Source organism: Kribbella soli (assembly GCF_004331345.1).
Taxonomy (GTDB): domain Bacteria; phylum Actinomycetota; class Actinomycetes; order Propionibacteriales; family Kribbellaceae; genus Kribbella; species Kribbella soli.
In genome coordinates, this window is sequence record NZ_SJJZ01000005.1 from 561,094 (window position 1) to 575,572 (window position 14,479).

General features: G+C 68.6%; 14 protein-coding genes. 8 read left to right on the forward strand and 6 right to left on the reverse strand.

All coding sequences use genetic code 11. The features are described 5' to 3' along the window. Positions 1–13: 13 nt before the first annotated feature. Together E0H45_RS38375 and E0H45_RS38380 are read right to left on the reverse strand one after the other, a co-directional pair. Positions 14–973, reverse strand: coding sequence for an asparaginase (locus tag E0H45_RS38375; protein WP_131346979.1), 960 nt, complete (start codon positions 971–973; stop codon positions 14–16). Between the two features lie 25 nt (positions 974–998). Then, positions 999–1,574, reverse strand: a complete 576-nt coding sequence (locus tag E0H45_RS38380) for a helix-turn-helix domain-containing protein (RefSeq protein ID WP_131346981.1) — start codon at positions 1,572–1,574, stop codon at positions 999–1,001. Positions 1,575–1,650: 76 nt separating this feature from the next. On the opposite strand from E0H45_RS38380, the gene E0H45_RS38385 reads away from it, so the two are divergent. The 3 genes from E0H45_RS38385 to E0H45_RS38395 are packed head-to-tail and all read left to right on the forward strand — an operon-like array spanning position 1,651 to position 4,304. After that, on the forward strand, positions 1,651–2,598 hold the full coding sequence (locus E0H45_RS38385) for an NAD(P)/FAD-dependent oxidoreductase (protein ID WP_131346983.1): 948 nt from the start codon (positions 1,651–1,653) through the stop codon (positions 2,596–2,598). Between the two features lie 27 nt (positions 2,599–2,625). Continuing rightward, on the forward strand, positions 2,626–3,069 hold the full coding sequence (locus E0H45_RS38390) for a sigma factor-like helix-turn-helix DNA-binding protein (protein ID WP_131346985.1): 444 nt from the start codon (positions 2,626–2,628) through the stop codon (positions 3,067–3,069). After that, positions 3,066–4,304: a hypothetical protein gene (locus E0H45_RS38395; protein WP_131346987.1), complete on the forward strand. Its 1,239-nt coding sequence runs from the start codon at positions 3,066–3,068 to the stop codon at positions 4,302–4,304. Before E0H45_RS38390 ends, E0H45_RS38395 begins: the two co-directional genes overlap by 4 nt. On the opposite strand, the gene E0H45_RS38400 is transcribed toward E0H45_RS38395, so the two are convergent. Beyond that, positions 4,293–4,907, reverse strand: a complete 615-nt coding sequence (locus E0H45_RS38400; protein WP_131346989.1) for a TetR/AcrR family transcriptional regulator — start codon at positions 4,905–4,907, stop codon at positions 4,293–4,295. The two genes, E0H45_RS38395 and E0H45_RS38400, sit on opposite strands and share 12 nt — an antisense overlap. 264 nt (positions 4,908–5,171) lie before the next feature. Between E0H45_RS38400 and E0H45_RS38405 the strand changes: the two genes are divergently transcribed. From E0H45_RS38405 to E0H45_RS38420, 4 genes are read left to right on the forward strand one after another with little or no spacing between them, the layout of a single operon-like run. After that, positions 5,172–6,524, forward strand: a complete 1,353-nt coding sequence (locus E0H45_RS38405) for an ammonium transporter (RefSeq protein WP_238155632.1) — start codon at positions 5,172–5,174, stop codon at positions 6,522–6,524. Continuing rightward, positions 6,521–6,859, forward strand: coding sequence for a P-II family nitrogen regulator (locus E0H45_RS38410; protein ID WP_131346991.1), 339 nt, complete (start codon positions 6,521–6,523; stop codon positions 6,857–6,859). Before E0H45_RS38405 ends, E0H45_RS38410 begins: the two co-directional genes overlap by 4 nt. Next, entirely contained in the window at positions 6,859–9,117 is a 2,259-nt protein-coding gene (locus E0H45_RS38415) for a [protein-PII] uridylyltransferase (RefSeq protein ID WP_131346993.1), read from the forward strand. Before E0H45_RS38410 ends, E0H45_RS38415 begins: the two co-directional genes overlap by 1 nt. 10 nt (positions 9,118–9,127) lie before the next feature. Continuing rightward, positions 9,128–10,192 carry a DUF2332 domain-containing protein gene (locus tag E0H45_RS38420; RefSeq protein ID WP_131346995.1) on the forward strand — a complete coding sequence of 355 codons (1,065 nt, stop codon included), beginning with the start codon at positions 9,128–9,130 and terminating at the stop codon, positions 10,190–10,192. Positions 10,193–10,228: 36 nt separating this feature from the next. On the opposite strand, the gene E0H45_RS38425 is transcribed toward E0H45_RS38420, so the two are convergent. The 3 genes from E0H45_RS38425 to E0H45_RS38435 form a co-directional block, all read right to left on the reverse strand. Further along, positions 10,229–11,104 (reverse strand): arginase family protein, encoded by an 876-nt coding sequence (locus tag E0H45_RS38425; protein ID WP_131346997.1) that lies wholly within the window; start codon positions 11,102–11,104, stop codon positions 10,229–10,231. Between the two features lie 73 nt (positions 11,105–11,177). Continuing rightward, positions 11,178–12,191, reverse strand: a complete 1,014-nt coding sequence (locus E0H45_RS38430; protein ID WP_131346999.1) for a hypothetical protein — start codon at positions 12,189–12,191, stop codon at positions 11,178–11,180. Then, a complete protein-coding gene (locus E0H45_RS38435) occupies positions 12,184–12,633 on the reverse strand; it encodes a hypothetical protein (RefSeq protein WP_131347001.1) in 450 nt (149 codons plus the stop codon). Before E0H45_RS38435 ends, E0H45_RS38430 begins: the two co-directional genes overlap by 8 nt. A gap of 135 nt (positions 12,634–12,768) precedes the next feature. Between E0H45_RS38435 and ffh the strand changes: the two genes are divergently transcribed. Then, positions 12,769–14,325, forward strand: a complete 1,557-nt coding sequence (gene ffh / locus E0H45_RS38440) for a signal recognition particle protein (protein WP_131347003.1) — start codon at positions 12,769–12,771, stop codon at positions 14,323–14,325. The last annotated feature ends 154 nt before the right edge of the window (positions 14,326–14,479 follow it).

Here is a 14,479-nt window from a genome sequence, read left to right on the forward strand (position 1 = left end):
ATCCAGCGAGGACCTAGCTGTACTGCGCGAACGCCGCGGCGAGGTCGTCGTCTGTTGCCAGGAGCAACCGGAGCAGGACGCGCGCCTTGTACGGGTCGAGGAACCCGCCGTCGATCAGGCCGCGCTGCAACAGGTCGGCTTCCGAGCCGGGGGAGTGGTACGTGTTGCGGACGACCGAGCCTGCGCCGGTCCGTGACGTCAGGACGACCGGCATCCGCGTCGCCAGCTCGCCGAGAACCGGTGCCAGTGCAGCCGGCACGTGCCCGACGCCGTACCCGGCGACGACGAGCCCCTGGTGGGTGTCGGCCAGGCCCTGCAGCAGTAGACCGTCGTCGTCCAGCGTGACGGTGTAGAGCGCGACGTGGATGTTGTCGAGCTCGGCGGGCTCAGCACTGCCCTGTACGCCGTCCAGCCGCAGCGGGCGCGTGAGTACGCGTACCTGGTCCTCGACGACGTGGCCGATCGGACCGGTGTTCGGTGACACGAACGTCGCCGTACTCGTGCTGTGGGTCTTCCGCACCCACCGCGCCGCGTGGATCTCTTCCTTGAAGACGACCAGTGCGCCCAGGTCACGTGCCGCGGGGGAGCAGGCGACCCGCAGCGCGGCCAGCAGGTTCGCAGGGCCGTCGGGACCGGCCAGCGTCGGGTTGCGCATCGCTCCGGTGAACACGAGCGGCTGCGGGTGCGGCCAGACCAGGTCGGCGAGGAAGGCGCTTTCTTCCAGGGTGTCGGTTCCCTGGGTGACGACGACTCCCACGGCTCCGGCGGCGACGGCCTTGGAGGCGGCGTCGACGACCTCGAGCAGCTTGGCGGCCGTCAGGTTCGCGCTCGGAACCTTCTCGATGTCCTGGATCTCTACCGGATGGCCCAACTCGGGCAGCCCGGGCATCGCGGCGGTGAGGTCGTCACCGGTAAGGCGATGGGTACCGGCCATCGAGATGGTCCCGCCCAGCGTGAACAACGCGACGCTCACTAGGTCTCTCCTCAGGTAGTGCGAGTCATGTAGTGCGAGCTCTGACGTGCATCCGCTCCCCCTGCGGGCCGTAAAGACATAGCACCTCGGTCGGTCCAGGTCCCGGGTTGGAGAACCAGTGCGGCACCCGGCAGTCGAACTCGACCGCCTCACCCTCCTTGACGATGAAGTCCTGGTCACCGAGCTTGAGCCGGATGCGGCCCGACAGTACGTAGAACCAGTCGTAGCCCTCGTGGGTCTTCTGCACCACGTCATTGCCCGGATAGCCCGCCGGCAGGATCTGCTTGAACGCCTGCAGGCCGCCCGGCCGCCGGCTCAGCGGGATGTGCACGGTGCCGTGGCGCTTGATCGGCTTCTGGTAGATCCGCGGGTCTCCGGTCGGCGGTGCGTCCACCAGCTCGTCCAGCTGCACCTGGTGCGCCCGGGCCAGCGGCAGCAGCAGCTCCAGCGTCGGCTGGCGCTGCCCGGACTCCAGCCGAGACAGCGTGCTGACCGAGATGCCGGTCGTATCGGACAGCTGGGCGAGCGTCGTGCCACGTTCGCTCCGGAGCGCCCGCAGCCGCGGCCCGACCGACTCGAGAACGTCCTCGTCGTTTGCCATACCGGCAACAATACTTGTCGAAAATGAAAATCACGACGCATCCTCGGTGCAGACGCTGAAACAGAGGAGTGCAGAGATGACGAAGTACGACGTGATCGTGGTCGGCGGCGGCGCTGCCGGGCTGAGCGGGGCGCTGGCCCTGGTCCGGTTCCGCCGGTCGGTCCTGGTGATCGACGACGGTACGCCGCGCAACGCGCCCGCCGACGGCGTGCACAACTTCCTGACGCGTGACGGCGTACCTCCCCAGGAGATCTACGCGATCGGCCGTCAGGAGGTGCAGGGGTACGGCGGTGAGTTCGTCGACGGCACGGTGACGACGGCTCGGCGCGACGACGATGGGTTCACGGTCGAGTTGGCCGACGGAACGACGTACGGGAGCAGGCGACTGCTGGTGACGACAGGGCTGACTGACGTGCTGCCCGACGTACCTGGGCTGGCGGAGCGGTGGGGGAAGGACGTGGTGCACTGCCCGTACTGCCACGGGTGGGAGGTGCAGGACCAGGCCATCGGAGTGCTGGCGACCAGCTCCATGGCAATGCACCAGGTGCAGCTGTTCCGGGAGTTGAGCGATGACGTGACGCTGTTCCTGCACACTGCGCCGGAGCCGACCGAGGAGCAGTGGGAGGAACTGGCTGCGCGCGGAATCGCCGTAGTACAAGGGAAGGTCGAGCAGGTCGAGGTTACGGACGACCGGATCACCGGTGTACGGCTGGAGGGCGGCAAGGTCGTTCCGCGGCAGGTGCTGGCGATTCAGACCACCATGCGCGCACGCGCGGGCTTCCTGGCCGACCTGGGTCTCGAGACCACTCTGGTGGAGTCGAACGGAGTAGAGGTCGGTACTGCGGTCCAGGTCGACGCCATGGGTGCCACACAGGTCCCTGGGGTTTTCGCAGCCGGCAACGTCAGCAACCCGATGGCGCAGGTCATGCCTTCCGCAGCGGCCGGATTGGCGGCCGCAGGAGGCATCAACTTCGACCTGATCACCGAAGAGACGCGTCTGGCTGTAGCAGCGCGCAGTAGTTGAGGAGTTGAATAGAGGCCGGGAGGGTGGATGCACGACACGGTCGACCCGGACTTCGCCTCGTTCGTCGATGCGCGGCAGGGCAGATGGCTCCGTACGGCGTACCTCGTGTACGGCGACCTGAACCGAGCCGAGGAGCTACTGCTGCGCGCCTTCACGCAGCTGTCCGTGCGCTGGACCAGGGTGGACGACCCGGACGCCTTCGTCCAGCGCATGCTCTACCAGCCGGCCATGCGGCCCTGGAACCGGGCGAAGCCGTTTCCGGACGAGGAAGACCCGGTGAAGCGCGCACTCGCCGAGCTGACGCCCGCACAGCGCACGGTGTTCGTGCTGCTGCACCTGGAGGAGCTGACCGAGTTCGAGGTGTCCGAGCTGCTCGGTCTGTCGCACACCGCCGTACACGCCCACGGCATGAGCGCGTTCGGCAGCTTCCGTGCGTCGCTTGGCGCGGGGGACTGGCGTGATGCCCGATGAGACGGGAGGACGTGCAGCCCCTGCTGCTTCAGGCGGCCGACGAGCTACCGGAGCCTGAGCTGGCCGACGCAGCATGGGCAGCCGGGGTGCGAGTCAGTCGGCGTCGGCGCCGTACCGTCGTGATCAGCGTGATCGCCTTCATCGTGCTGGCGATCGTCGCGTCGATTTTGATCCAGGTGGGTACGTCGGGCAATGCCGACGACATCACCCCACCGCGGACTCCGCCCGGGTACGTCGAAGCGTCCGGACAGATCAGCGGGATCGACTTCTGGGTTGCGCCGCCGCCGGGAAGCGAGCGTTTCCTCGACCGGCTCGAGACACCGCTCGGCGATCGCCTGGAGTTGCCGGACAAGGTGCGTCCCCTGGCGAAACACACCCTGAACAGCGTCGCGGCCGTCGTTCTGGTGAAGCAGGGGGACCGCTATGCACCGCTGCTGCTCGGTGCGGACGGGTCCTGGGCAAAGGCCGACGTCGGCCTCGTCGCGGTCGGCGGCGAGTCGCCACTCAGCCCGGGAGCGATCTCTCCGTACGGCCGGGTCGTCGCGTTCCCCCAGCCGGGTGAACTGATCACGGTGAATGCGTCGACGGCCGAGATCTCGCACTTTCCCCTGTCCGCCGGTGAGTTCCGCAGCGTGTCCTGGGTGCAGGACGAGCAGCGCGTGCTGGTCAGCGGGCCGGGGGTCGCCTACCAGGTGGTCGTCGGCGAAGGCGGTGACGGTGAGCGGGCAGTGCTCCCGGTCTCTGCGCCGGACGACCCGGACGAGGCCACGTCGCCGTACCGGATGCAGACCGGGGCCGTCATGCGGTACCAGTTCAACGGCCAGTGGATAGACGACAGTCCTCTCACCTTGCCGGTCCGGTCCTGGCAGGGCCAGACGATGTCGTCGAACTCCGCCGCGGCACGCATGTTCATCGCGGAGAAGCTCCCGGAGGTCCCGACCAGGGTGTCGCAGCCTCAGGTGCTGGCCGCGATCTCCACGCTGCGGACGCTGCCCAGCCGGCTGCTGGTGCTCGGGGAACCACAGGACAGTCCCCCGACCTACGAGGGGGCGGGGGATCGTCCGTTCGTGCGTGAGGCCGGCTGCTGCGTCGTACTCGGCTGGTACGACGACAGCAACGTGCTGTTCCGGGTCCACGGCTGGGTCTTGGCCTGGAACCTCGACAGCGGACGGGTCCGACGCGTCACCGAGATGCGCGTGGACCAGGTGGCTCTGGGCCCTGGACTACGGCTCTGAGACAGGCAACTCGAGTACTGCGCGCAGAGTGATGTCGGCCAGGCGATCGGCATCTTCGGGCGGCGGCATCGGCTGTCCGGTCAGGGCTCGGATCACGAACACCCCGGCCATCCACTCGACCATCAGCACCGGGTCCGCGGTGCTCTTGATCGGTTCGCCACGCGCCCGGGCGCGCTCAAGTGCTTGCCGGGTCATCTCGATCCGGCGTTCCAGTACACCTCGATAGATCGCGGCGGACCGCTCGTCGCGGTTCGCCTCCGAGACGGCCAGGCGAATCATCGCCCGCCCGTACTCGCTGTTCGCGAACGCCAGCGCGACGCGGTAGACCTGGCGCAGGTCACCCGCGATCGAACCGGTGTCCGCGTCCGGGATCTCCAGGTCGAACAAATCGGCCATGGCGTCGTTGGCGAGCAGCTCCTTGCTGGCCCACCGCCGGTAGATCGTCGCCTTGCCGACCCCAGCGGCCTCGGCGACATCGTCCACCGTCATTCCTTCGAATCCCCGCTCCAGCAGCAGCTGCACGGCGTACCTGCGGATCCTCGGCTCCGCTTCCGGGTCCCGTGGCCTGCCGCGGCGCGGGCTCACCCCGTGGTTCGGCTCCATTTCGTCGTTCCCCAGCTCAGACGGGTGCAGTGGCGCGGCTGCGGCCCGTGTGGTCCAGGCCAGAGTGCCACAAGTTGGCCTTCGGTGAGCCATGTCACCTCGATGTCACCTGGGAGGCCGCTTTGTCACATGCCTGAAACAAACCGACCGATCGGCTGAAACGGCGCGCCGACACCGTGTGCGGAGTGGCCGAGCGGCGGGCTCCCCGGCGTTGTGGAGACCTCCCGACTGAGGACGCCGGCCACCCCCAGTTCGATGGAAGGGATGACGTTGATGGAGATCAACGCCGGCGATACCGCCTGGGTTCTGGCAAGTGCCGCCCTGGTGATGCTGATGACCCCGGGCCTGGCTTTCTTCTACGGCGGTATGGTGCGCGTGAAGAGCGTGCTGAACATGATGATGATGAGTTTCGTCACCATCGCCGTCGTCACCATCCTCTGGGTGGTGGTCGGCTACTCGCTGACATTCGCCGGTGACACCGGGCACGTGATCGGAGACTTCTCCGAAGTCGGGCTGAAGGGCCTGCTCGCACCCGAGGCGGTGAGCGGGACGACGCCCACGCTCGCATTCGTCGCCTTCCAGCTGATGTTCGCGATCATCACCCCCGCGCTGATCTCGGGCGCGATCGCCGACCGAGCCACGTTCCGCGGCTGGATCGTGTTCGTGGTCGGCTGGACGCTGCTCGTGTACTTCCCGGTCGCGCACTCCGTCTGGTTCCTCGACGACGGCAACGGCGGCTGGATCGGCGACAAGCTGAAGGCGATCGACTTCGCCGGCGGTACGGCGGTGCACGTGAACGCCGGTGCTGCCGCGCTCGCGCTGGCGATCGTGCTCGGCAAGCGGATCGGCTGGAAGAAGGACCCGATGCGGCCGCACAGCCTGCCGCTGGTGCTGCTCGGCGCCGGCCTGCTGTGGTTCGGCTGGTTCGGCTTCAACGCCGGCTCCGCACTGAGCGCCGGCACCACTGCCGCCGTCACCTTCGTGAACACCCAGGTCGCTACCGCTGCCGCGGTGATCGGCTGGCTGATCATCGAGCGACTGACGCACGGTAAGGCCACCACGCTGGGTCTGGCGTCCGGTGCGGTCGCCGGTCTGGTCGCGATCACCCCGTCCTGTGGTGCTGTCACCCCGGTCGGCGCGATCATCCTCGGCCTGTTCGCCGGTGCCATCTGCGCCTTCGCGGTGTCGCTGAAGTACAAGCTCGGCTTCGACGACTCGCTCGACGTGGTCGGCGTCCACCTGGTCGGCGGTCTGTTCGGCTCGCTGGCGATCGGTCTGCTCGGCTCGGCGGCGGCGCCGTCCGCGGTCGACGGCCTCTTCTACGGTGGCGGAGCCTCCCAGCTCGGTAAGCAGGCGGTGGCCAACCTGGTGGTCGGGGTCTACTCGTTCACCATCGCGTTCATCCTCGGCAAGGTCATCGACAAGACCATCGGCTTCCGGCTCACGGAGGACGACGAGGTCACCGGTGTCGACCAGACCGAGCACGCCGAGACGGCGTACGACTACCTCAGCGCCGGCGGCCTGCGCGGCGCGCTGGGGACCCGCCCGGCACCGGCTCCCGCCGAGACCGAGAATGGAACCACTGAGGCCTCGGAGAAGGAAGGTGTCAAGGCATGAAGCTGATCACCGCGGTGGTCAAGCCGCACAAGCTGGAGGACGTCCGGGCCGCGCTGGAGACGTTCGGCGTCACCGGCATGACGGTCACCGAGGCGAGCGGCTACGGCCGGCAGAAGGGCCACACCGAGGTCTATCGTGGCGCTGAGTACGAGGTGGACCTGGTGCCGAAGGTGCGGCTCGAGGTGGTCGTCGAGGACGGTGACAGCGCCGACGTGGTCGATGTCATCGTGAAGGCCGCACAGACCGGCAAGATCGGCGATGGCAAGGTCTGGGTCACCCCGGTGGAGACGATCGTCCGGGTCCGCACCGGCGAGCTGGACGGAGACGCACTGTAGTGCTGGATCGAGCAGAGCAGCGGCGCGGTCGTGCCGAAGAGGCCGACGCGCTGCTGCAGCTGCTGCTCGCAAAGGCTTGTGACGCCCTCGGTGTACCTACCGAGGGCGTCGCCCTGGTTGCGGTGGGCGGCTACGGGCGTGAGGAGCTGTCGCCGTACAGCGACCTCGACGTGATGCTCGTGCACGCCGAGGGGTACCCGCGGATCGATGAGCTGGCTGCTCAGATCTGGTACCCGCTGTGGGACTCGAGGACCAAGCTGGACCACAGCGTCCGCACACTGGCCGAGGCGCAGCAGGCCGCAGCAGCGGACGACCGCGTGGCCCTCGGGCTGCTGGACGCACGGCATGTCGCGGGAGACTCGCACCTGACCCTGCAACTGCGGTCGGTGCTGATGGCGGACTGGCGGCGTACGGCGCGGTCCCGAATGCCCGGACTGGCGCAGGCGTGCCGCGACCGGGCGTCCACGGTCGGAGAGCTCGCACACCTCGCGGAGCCCGACCTGAAGGAGGCGTACGGCGGCCTGCGCGATGCCGTCGTACTGCGCGCATTGGTGGCGTCGTGGTTGGTTGACGTACCGCATCCTGTGCTGGAGCGCGCGCGGCGGGACCTGCTCGAGGTCCGCGACGCACTGCACGAGGTGGCTGGTCGCGCGACCGACCGGCTTGTTGCCGACCTGGCCGGTGAAGTGGCGGCTGGGCTCGGGATGTCGGGGCGGGACGAGTTGCTGCGGCACGTGTACGCGACGGGCCGGACGCTGGCGCACGTGTGTGACGTGTCCTGGCGGCGTGTCGAGAGCCTGATGACCAAGCCGCCGCGGTCCCGGCGTCGTCAGCGGAGCGGTGGGCCGTTGCTGCTCGCACTGGACGAGGGTGTGGGCCAGCACGAGGGCGAGGTCGTTCTGATGCCGGACGCACGTCCGGAGCGGGACCCTGTGCTCGGACTGCGTGCTGCTGCAGTTGCCGCGGACCGTGAGCTCGTGCTGTCACCTGCTGTCTGTGCGCGGCTGGCAGCGTCGGCTGCGGACCTGCCCGAGCCGTGGCCGGGGGAGGCGCGGCGGTTGCTGTGCGCCCTGCTCGGTGCGGGCAGCGGACTGCTTGAGGTGTGGGAGGCGCTGGATCAGGCCGGGTACATCTCCCGGATCCTGCCCGAGTGGGACGCCGTACGGTTCCGGCCGCCGCAGTCGGCGATCCACCGGTTCACCGTCGACCGGCACTTGCTCGAGACCTGTGTCGAAGCGTCCGCGATGGTGCGCGACGTACGGCGACCTGACCTGTTGCTGGTTGCTGCTCTGCTGCATGACCTGGGGAAGGCGCTCGACGGCGACCACAGCGTCACCGGTGCGGGGATCGCGGCCCGGGTGGCGCGTCGCATCGGCTTCAGCGAGGCCGACGCAGACACCATCACCCTGCTGGTCCGTCAGCACCTCATGCTTGCGCAGGTCGCCACCCGGCGAGACCTGGAAGACCCGATGACCGTGGACATGGTCGTCGGCATCGTGCGCAGCACCGAAACGCTGGACCTGCTGGAGGCCCTGACGTACGCCGACGCGCGTGCAGCCGGCCCGGCTGCGTCGTCGCCGTGGCGGATGCGGCTGGTTGGAGAGCTCTGCCGCCGCGTGCGTGGTGAGCTCGCCGGCGGTGGCGAGGGCATGTGGACCGAGGCGCCGCCCGTTGCGGTGCCGGTGCTGCACCAGGTGGTTGGTGTGGGGCGGCTCGGCGTCACAGTGTCCGACCATCACGGCGACCTGCGAGTGAACGTCGCCGTACCCGATCAAGTAGGGACGCTGTCGACCGTTGCCGCCGTACTCGCGGTGGAGCGGCTGGCGGTGCGGTCCGCGGTCATCACGTCCGTTGACGGGCTGGGCATCTCGCAGTGGACCGTCGCTGGCTCACCTCCCGATCCGGTGCGTCTACGCGACCGGCTCGCGGTGGCGTTGCGTGACTCGACTGACGTCGTACGGCGGTTGGCCGCAAGGGACTCGTCGCGCGCTCGTGTCGCGAGTCGCGTCGACCTGTTGCCGGACGCATCGGAAACAGCCACGGTGCTGCAGGTGCGCGCCCACGACCGTCCGGGCCTGCTGTACGACGTCACAGCGGCGATCGCCTCCACTGGTGCGGACATCCGCTCCGCACACGTCAGCACGCTCGGTGCGGAGTGTGTGGACGTCTTCTACCTCACCGACAGCCATGGCGCGCCACTCGAATCCGAGGACGCGCGGACGACCGCAAAGTCAGTCTTGGATCGACTGAGCTTCTAATCTCGGCTATGTGGATGTTGTAGAGGCTCTGCAGCGACAAGCGACCGCCTGCGAGGACCTGGGGTCCCCGATGTACGCCGAGCTGCTCCGGCTGCTCGTGGACGACTACGAGGTCGGTGGGGTCTCGGTCGAGGTACTGGCCGGGTATGAGGGCCGTTCGTTCGGTGAGGCGATCGGACTGCGGTTGCTGGCTGCTGTGCACGGCATGGTTCTGTCCGGTACGGCGCCTGAGCTGGCGGCGTTCTACCCGAGTGTCGGCGGGACGTGGGATCCAGTGCTCGGCTGGGAGGCGTTCGAGCAGGTACTGCAGTCGCGGCTGGGAGAGGTGCGGTCACTACTGACGCAGCCGCCGCAAACGAACGAGGTAGGGCGGTCGGCTTCCCTGTACGGCGGACTGCTGCACCTGGTCGAGGCGGTGCCGCTGCCGGTGCGGCTGTTCGAGATCGGTGCCAGCGGCGGCCTGAACCTACGCGCCGATCGGTACCGGTACGTGACGGACGGGGCGTCGTACGGGCCTGCTGACAGTCCGGTGGTGTTTGAGTCGGCGTGGTCCGGACAGGTGCCGTCGGTGGAGCTCCGGATCGCTGAGCGGGTGGGGTGCGACATCGCCCCGGTGAACCCGCTGACAGCGGACGGTGCGCTCACGCTGACGTCATACGTGTGGCCGGACATGGCTGATCGCCTGGAGCGGCTCCGTGGTGCGCTGAAGGTCGCGCGGGAGGTGCCGGCCGACGTACGACGGGAGGACGCTGTCTCGTTCCTGCGCGGGCTGGAGCTGTCGTCGGGGCACGTGACTGTGGTGTGGCACTCGATCATGTGGCAGTACCTGCGCCGCCCGGACCGGGCCGCGATCGAGGCGCGCCTGGACGAGCTCGGCGCATCGGCCACCGCGTCCGCGCCACTGGCCCGTCTGCGGCTCGAGCCGCACCAGGTGATCGCCCACGGTCCCGGCGCGACCGGCTGGGAGTACCGCGTCGACCTGCAGACCTGGCCGGGCGGAGAGCGCCGGGACCTGGGTCGTGCCGAACCTCACGGACAGGGCCTGGTGTGGGGACCGGGGGAGACCTTGAAATGAGCGACCGCACCGGCAACGTCTATGTCCCGGTCTCGTTCAGCTGAGAGCGGCGACCAGTGTGTCGGTGAGTTCGGTGGCGTAAGTGCCGTCGGGGTCGAGGTCGGGGTCGAAGATGCCGATGTCGACCCCGACGCATTTCGGGGACGCGAGCAGTGGGCGGAGGAGTGTCCGCAGCTGGTCGTGGTCGATCCCGCCCGGGTCCGGGCTGTCGACGGCCGGCATGATCGCCGCGTCGAGGATGTCCACGTCCAGATGCACCCAGAACCCGGCCAGTACGTCCAGGTGCTTCAACGTTCCTTGGGCAGCCGCGTTCGGGTCGTCCGCGATCTTCGACGCCGGCCAGACCGGGATCCTGGCCTTCTCGACATCGCCGACGTACTCGTCGTCCGCCCGGATCCCGAGCAGCACCGCGTCGGTGTCGCGCGTGTACGGCCCCCGTCCCTCGAGATCGGTCAGGTCCGCCTGGCCCCGGCCGGTGACCAACGCCAGCGCCTCACCGCCCGCGGCCCCGACGTACGGCGAGTTGTCGACGGTCCGGAAATCCGAGTGGCCGTCGAGGTACACCACGCCGTAGCGCCCGAGCCGCTTCAACGCCAACGCCGGCCCGAGCAGGTTGCTGCACTCACCACCCAGCAACACCACGAACTTCCCCTCCTCGACGAACCCGGCCACCCGATCCGCCAGTTGCAGCGTGTACGACGCCATGCCTGCCGCGTTGAACACGCCGTCCCCGGGCTTCCAGTCGTGCATGTCGTACCGCGGCGGCGTCACGCATCCACCGTCCTCCGCCCCGATCCGCCCCACGAACCCCCGGTCCCGCACCGCCCCCGCCAACTTGTAACACCCCGGCACCACACCCGCACTGGGCGCCCGCAACCCCAAATTAGAAGGACCGTCCACGACAACCCGCACCCGAGTCTCCTAACCGGTAAGCCTTACAAGATTGGTTAGATCCTCGATCCTCCATCCCCACCTGTCAACCAGCTCACCTGCGCGGCGCTTCACCAGTACCGCGCGACCGCACCGTCGCAGTCCCACGGTCTACAGCCGCCCGCGAACCGTCCCCCAACGAGGGCCGATGCCCGGGCGCTCCGGCAGCCGGCGCAACACCACTCAAGAACCGCGCCGCCGGCACCTCCGACGGCTTGCTGTCTCGCACGGGCGCCTTGCTCTCTCGTACGGGCGTCGGCTCCACAACCTGCTGCCGTACGCCGTCCGCCGCGGGTTCCTGTGCCGTGTGCTGGAACCTCTGCCGGATCTCGTCAACCTTCGAGTTGAGCGCCTGCCCGATCTCCTCCGCCACCTGCCGCCCAGCCTCAGGCGACCGCCGCGCCAACTCCTCCCACCGCGGATGCAGCATCGCCCCGATCAACTCCCCGCGAACCGCCCGCCGATCCGCACCCTCCGCAGGCACCACATCCTCGAGCCGATTCCGCACCACCCCCTCAGCCAACCGATCGAAGTGCAGAGCCGCCGGCCCTTGGCTCAGACGGTTGATCAGATCGCGCCTGTCGACACGTGGACCGGCGGCCTGCGCGATCAGGTTGGTCGTCGCCGCGCGCGAACCGGTGTGCTGCTGCTCGTCGAAGACCAGCCCCTCGTAGCCCGCCAGCTCGCTGAAAGTGGTGAAGTCGTTGGCGGCGCGGACTGCCGCAAACCCGTCGGCGATGCCCAGGGAATGATTGGTCCGAACTGCGTTCGCCTCGTGAGGTGCGTCCAGGTCCATCCCGGCCTGTGTAGCGCGGTGCAGGACCGTCGCCAGCGCGTGGGCCTGCCGCCGGTGATCCGGCGTCTGGGACAGGCCCTCACGCAGGATCGGCTCGTGGACTCCGATCGCACCGGTCCGTTGATCGAAGCCACCGAGCCCGCTCGTCGCATACAGCTCACCGTTCCAGCGGTCGATCCCCGTCGGGCGGAGACGCCGCGCGACGTCGTACAACCGGGCGAACTCCCGGTACGTCGCCGAGTCCTGGGGGACTCGTTGGGCGGACTCAGCCATCGGTCGACGGGAACGGCTCGTCGGTCAGCGGGAACGGTGGGTCGCGGAGGAAGCCCTCGAGCGACTCGAGGTCTTGGGTCATGGCCCGGATGTCGTCCTGCTCGTCCCGGGGTGCGCGCTCGGCGATCTCCCAGATCTGCCGGCGTGCGTCCGCCAGCATCGTGATCTGCTCCTCGGTGGTACCGGTGGGCGGGTACGCGACGGCGTGGATGCGGTCAGCCTCGTGGTACAGCTCGCTCCACTCACGGGGCGGCGCCGGAGGTTCACCGAGGCGTGCGATGACGCGAGCGGTCCAGTTGCGGTCCTCCTCCGAGGCGTCGGCGGGTACGAGCGCCCGCAACTTCTCCTGCTCCGCCGCGACGTCCGTCGGGTGTACGTCGTCGCGCACCCGATCGCGGGCACGCCCGAACGCGTCGTTGAAAGCGGGGATGTCGAGGGGCATCTCTCGGCTCCTTGGGGGACGGTGGGGATGGGAGCACGGTAGCGAGAAAGAGGACTGTGCCGGTGGAGTTATCCACAGGTTGGGGGGCCGGTAGACTCGGGGAGTTCATCGCTTCGAGGAAACGGACTGTTTCTCGTGTTCGACACGCTTTCCGATCGGCTCTCCACCGCGTTCAAGACTCTGCGGGGCAAGGGCAAGCTGACCGACGCCGACATCGACGCGACCGCCCGGGAGATCCGGGTCGCGTTGCTGGAGGCCGATGTCGCGCTGCCCGTCGTGCGGGAGTTCATCGCGGCGGTCAAGGAACGTGCCGCCGGGGCAGACGTGCGCGGCGGGCTGAACCCGGCGCAGCAGGTCATCAAGATCGTCAACGAGGAACTGGTCAACATCCTCGGCGGTGAGACCCGCGAGCTGCGGATGTCGAAGCGGCCGCCGACGGTGATCATGCTCGCCGGTCTGCAGGGTGCCGGTAAGACCACCCTGGCCGGCAAGCTCGCCAAGTGGCTGAAGGAGACCCAGCACCAGACCCCGATGCTGGTCGCCGCCGACCTCCAGCGCCCGAACGCGGTCACCCAGCTGCAGGTGGTCGGTGAGCGCGCCGGCGTACCGGTGTTCGCGCCCGAGCCGGGTAACGGCGTCGGCGACCCGGTCGAGGTCGCCCGGAAGGCGATGGACGAGGCGCGCACCAAGCAGCACAGCGTGGTCATCGTCGACACCGCCGGCCGGTTGGGTGTCGACGAAGTGCTGATGAAGCAGGCCGCCGACATCCGCGACGCGGTCAGCCCGGACGAGATCCTGTTCGTCGTCGACGCGATGATCGGCCAGGACGCGGTCACCACCGCGCAGGCCTTCCTGGACGGCGTCGGGTTCGACGGTGTCGTGCTGTCGAAGCTGGACGGTGACGCCCGTGGTGGTGCCGCGCTGTCGATCGCGCAGGTCACCGGCCGCCAGGTGATGTTCGCCAGCAACGGCGAGAAGCTCGAGGACTTCGACGTCTTCCACCCCGACCGGATGGCGTCGCGCATCCTCGGCATGGGCGACGTGATGAGCCTGATCGAGCAGGCCGAGCGCTCCTTCGACGCGGAGGAGGCCGCCAAGACCGCGGCCAAGCTGCAGAAGAAGGGTGGCAAGGACTTCACCCTGGACGACTTCCTCGCCCAGATGCAGTCGGTCCGGAAGATGGGCCCGCTGACCAAGATCTTCGGCATGCTGCCGGGCGCGAACCAGTTCAAGGACCAGCTGGAGAACTTCGACGAGCGCGAGATCGACCGGATCGAGGCGGTCATCCACTCGATGACGCCGGCCGAGCGGAACGACCCGAACATCATCAACGGCTCCCGCCGGGCCCGGATCGCGAAGGGTTCCGGGACCGAGGTGGCGACCGTCAGCGGCCTGGTCGAGCGGTTCTTCGAGGCCCGCAAAATGATGTCCGCGATGGCGTCCGGCAAGGGGATGCCGGGAATGCCCGGGATGCCGGGGATGCCGGGCATGGGGGCCGGCGGCCGGAAGGCCAAGCAGCAGCAGAAGAAGGGCAAGAAACGCGGCTCCGGCAACCCCGCCAAGCGGGCGAACCAGGGCAACCAGCAGCCGCAGGCCCCACAGCCGGGTCAGCTGCCGGCCGCGTTCGGCGGGCAGGACGGCGGCGACTTCGAGCTGCCGGACGACCTGAAGAAGATGCTCGGCGGCAACTGAACCTTTCCCGAAAGGGCAGACCCGTGTCGGCCGAACGGATGGCGAAATTGTCATCCGTTCACCCGGCGCGCCCGGTGCTGCCTGCGGCCTACCGTGGTCAGGCGTGGGGGAGTGAATATCCGGGGGCGAATACCTGAACTTGCCTGTTCGGTAC

Excerpts from the sequence above, each read along its gene's own strand:
- E0H45_RS38380 (WP_131346981.1), bottom strand. The coding sequence starts at position 1,574 with ATGGCAAACGACGAGGACGTTCTCGAGTCGGTCGGGCCGCGGCTGCGG.
- E0H45_RS38385 (WP_131346983.1), top strand. The coding sequence starts at position 1,651 with ATGACGAAGTACGACGTGATCGTGGTCGGCGGCGGCGCTGCCGGGCTG.
- E0H45_RS38390 (WP_131346985.1), top strand. The coding sequence starts at position 2,626 with ATGCACGACACGGTCGACCCGGACTTCGCCTCGTTCGTCGATGCGCGG.
- E0H45_RS38395 (WP_131346987.1), top strand. The coding sequence starts at position 3,066 with ATGAGACGGGAGGACGTGCAGCCCCTGCTGCTTCAGGCGGCCGACGAG.
- E0H45_RS38400 (WP_131346989.1), bottom strand. The coding sequence starts at position 4,907 with ATGGAGCCGAACCACGGGGTGAGCCCGCGCCGCGGCAGGCCACGGGAC.
- E0H45_RS38405 (WP_238155632.1), top strand. The coding sequence starts at position 5,172 with ATGACGTTGATGGAGATCAACGCCGGCGATACCGCCTGGGTTCTGGCA.
- E0H45_RS38410 (WP_131346991.1), top strand. The coding sequence starts at position 6,521 with ATGAAGCTGATCACCGCGGTGGTCAAGCCGCACAAGCTGGAGGACGTC.
- E0H45_RS38430 (WP_131346999.1), bottom strand. The coding sequence starts at position 12,191 with ATGGCTGAGTCCGCCCAACGAGTCCCCCAGGACTCGGCGACGTACCGG.
- E0H45_RS38435 (WP_131347001.1), bottom strand. The coding sequence starts at position 12,633 with ATGCCCCTCGACATCCCCGCTTTCAACGACGCGTTCGGGCGTGCCCGC.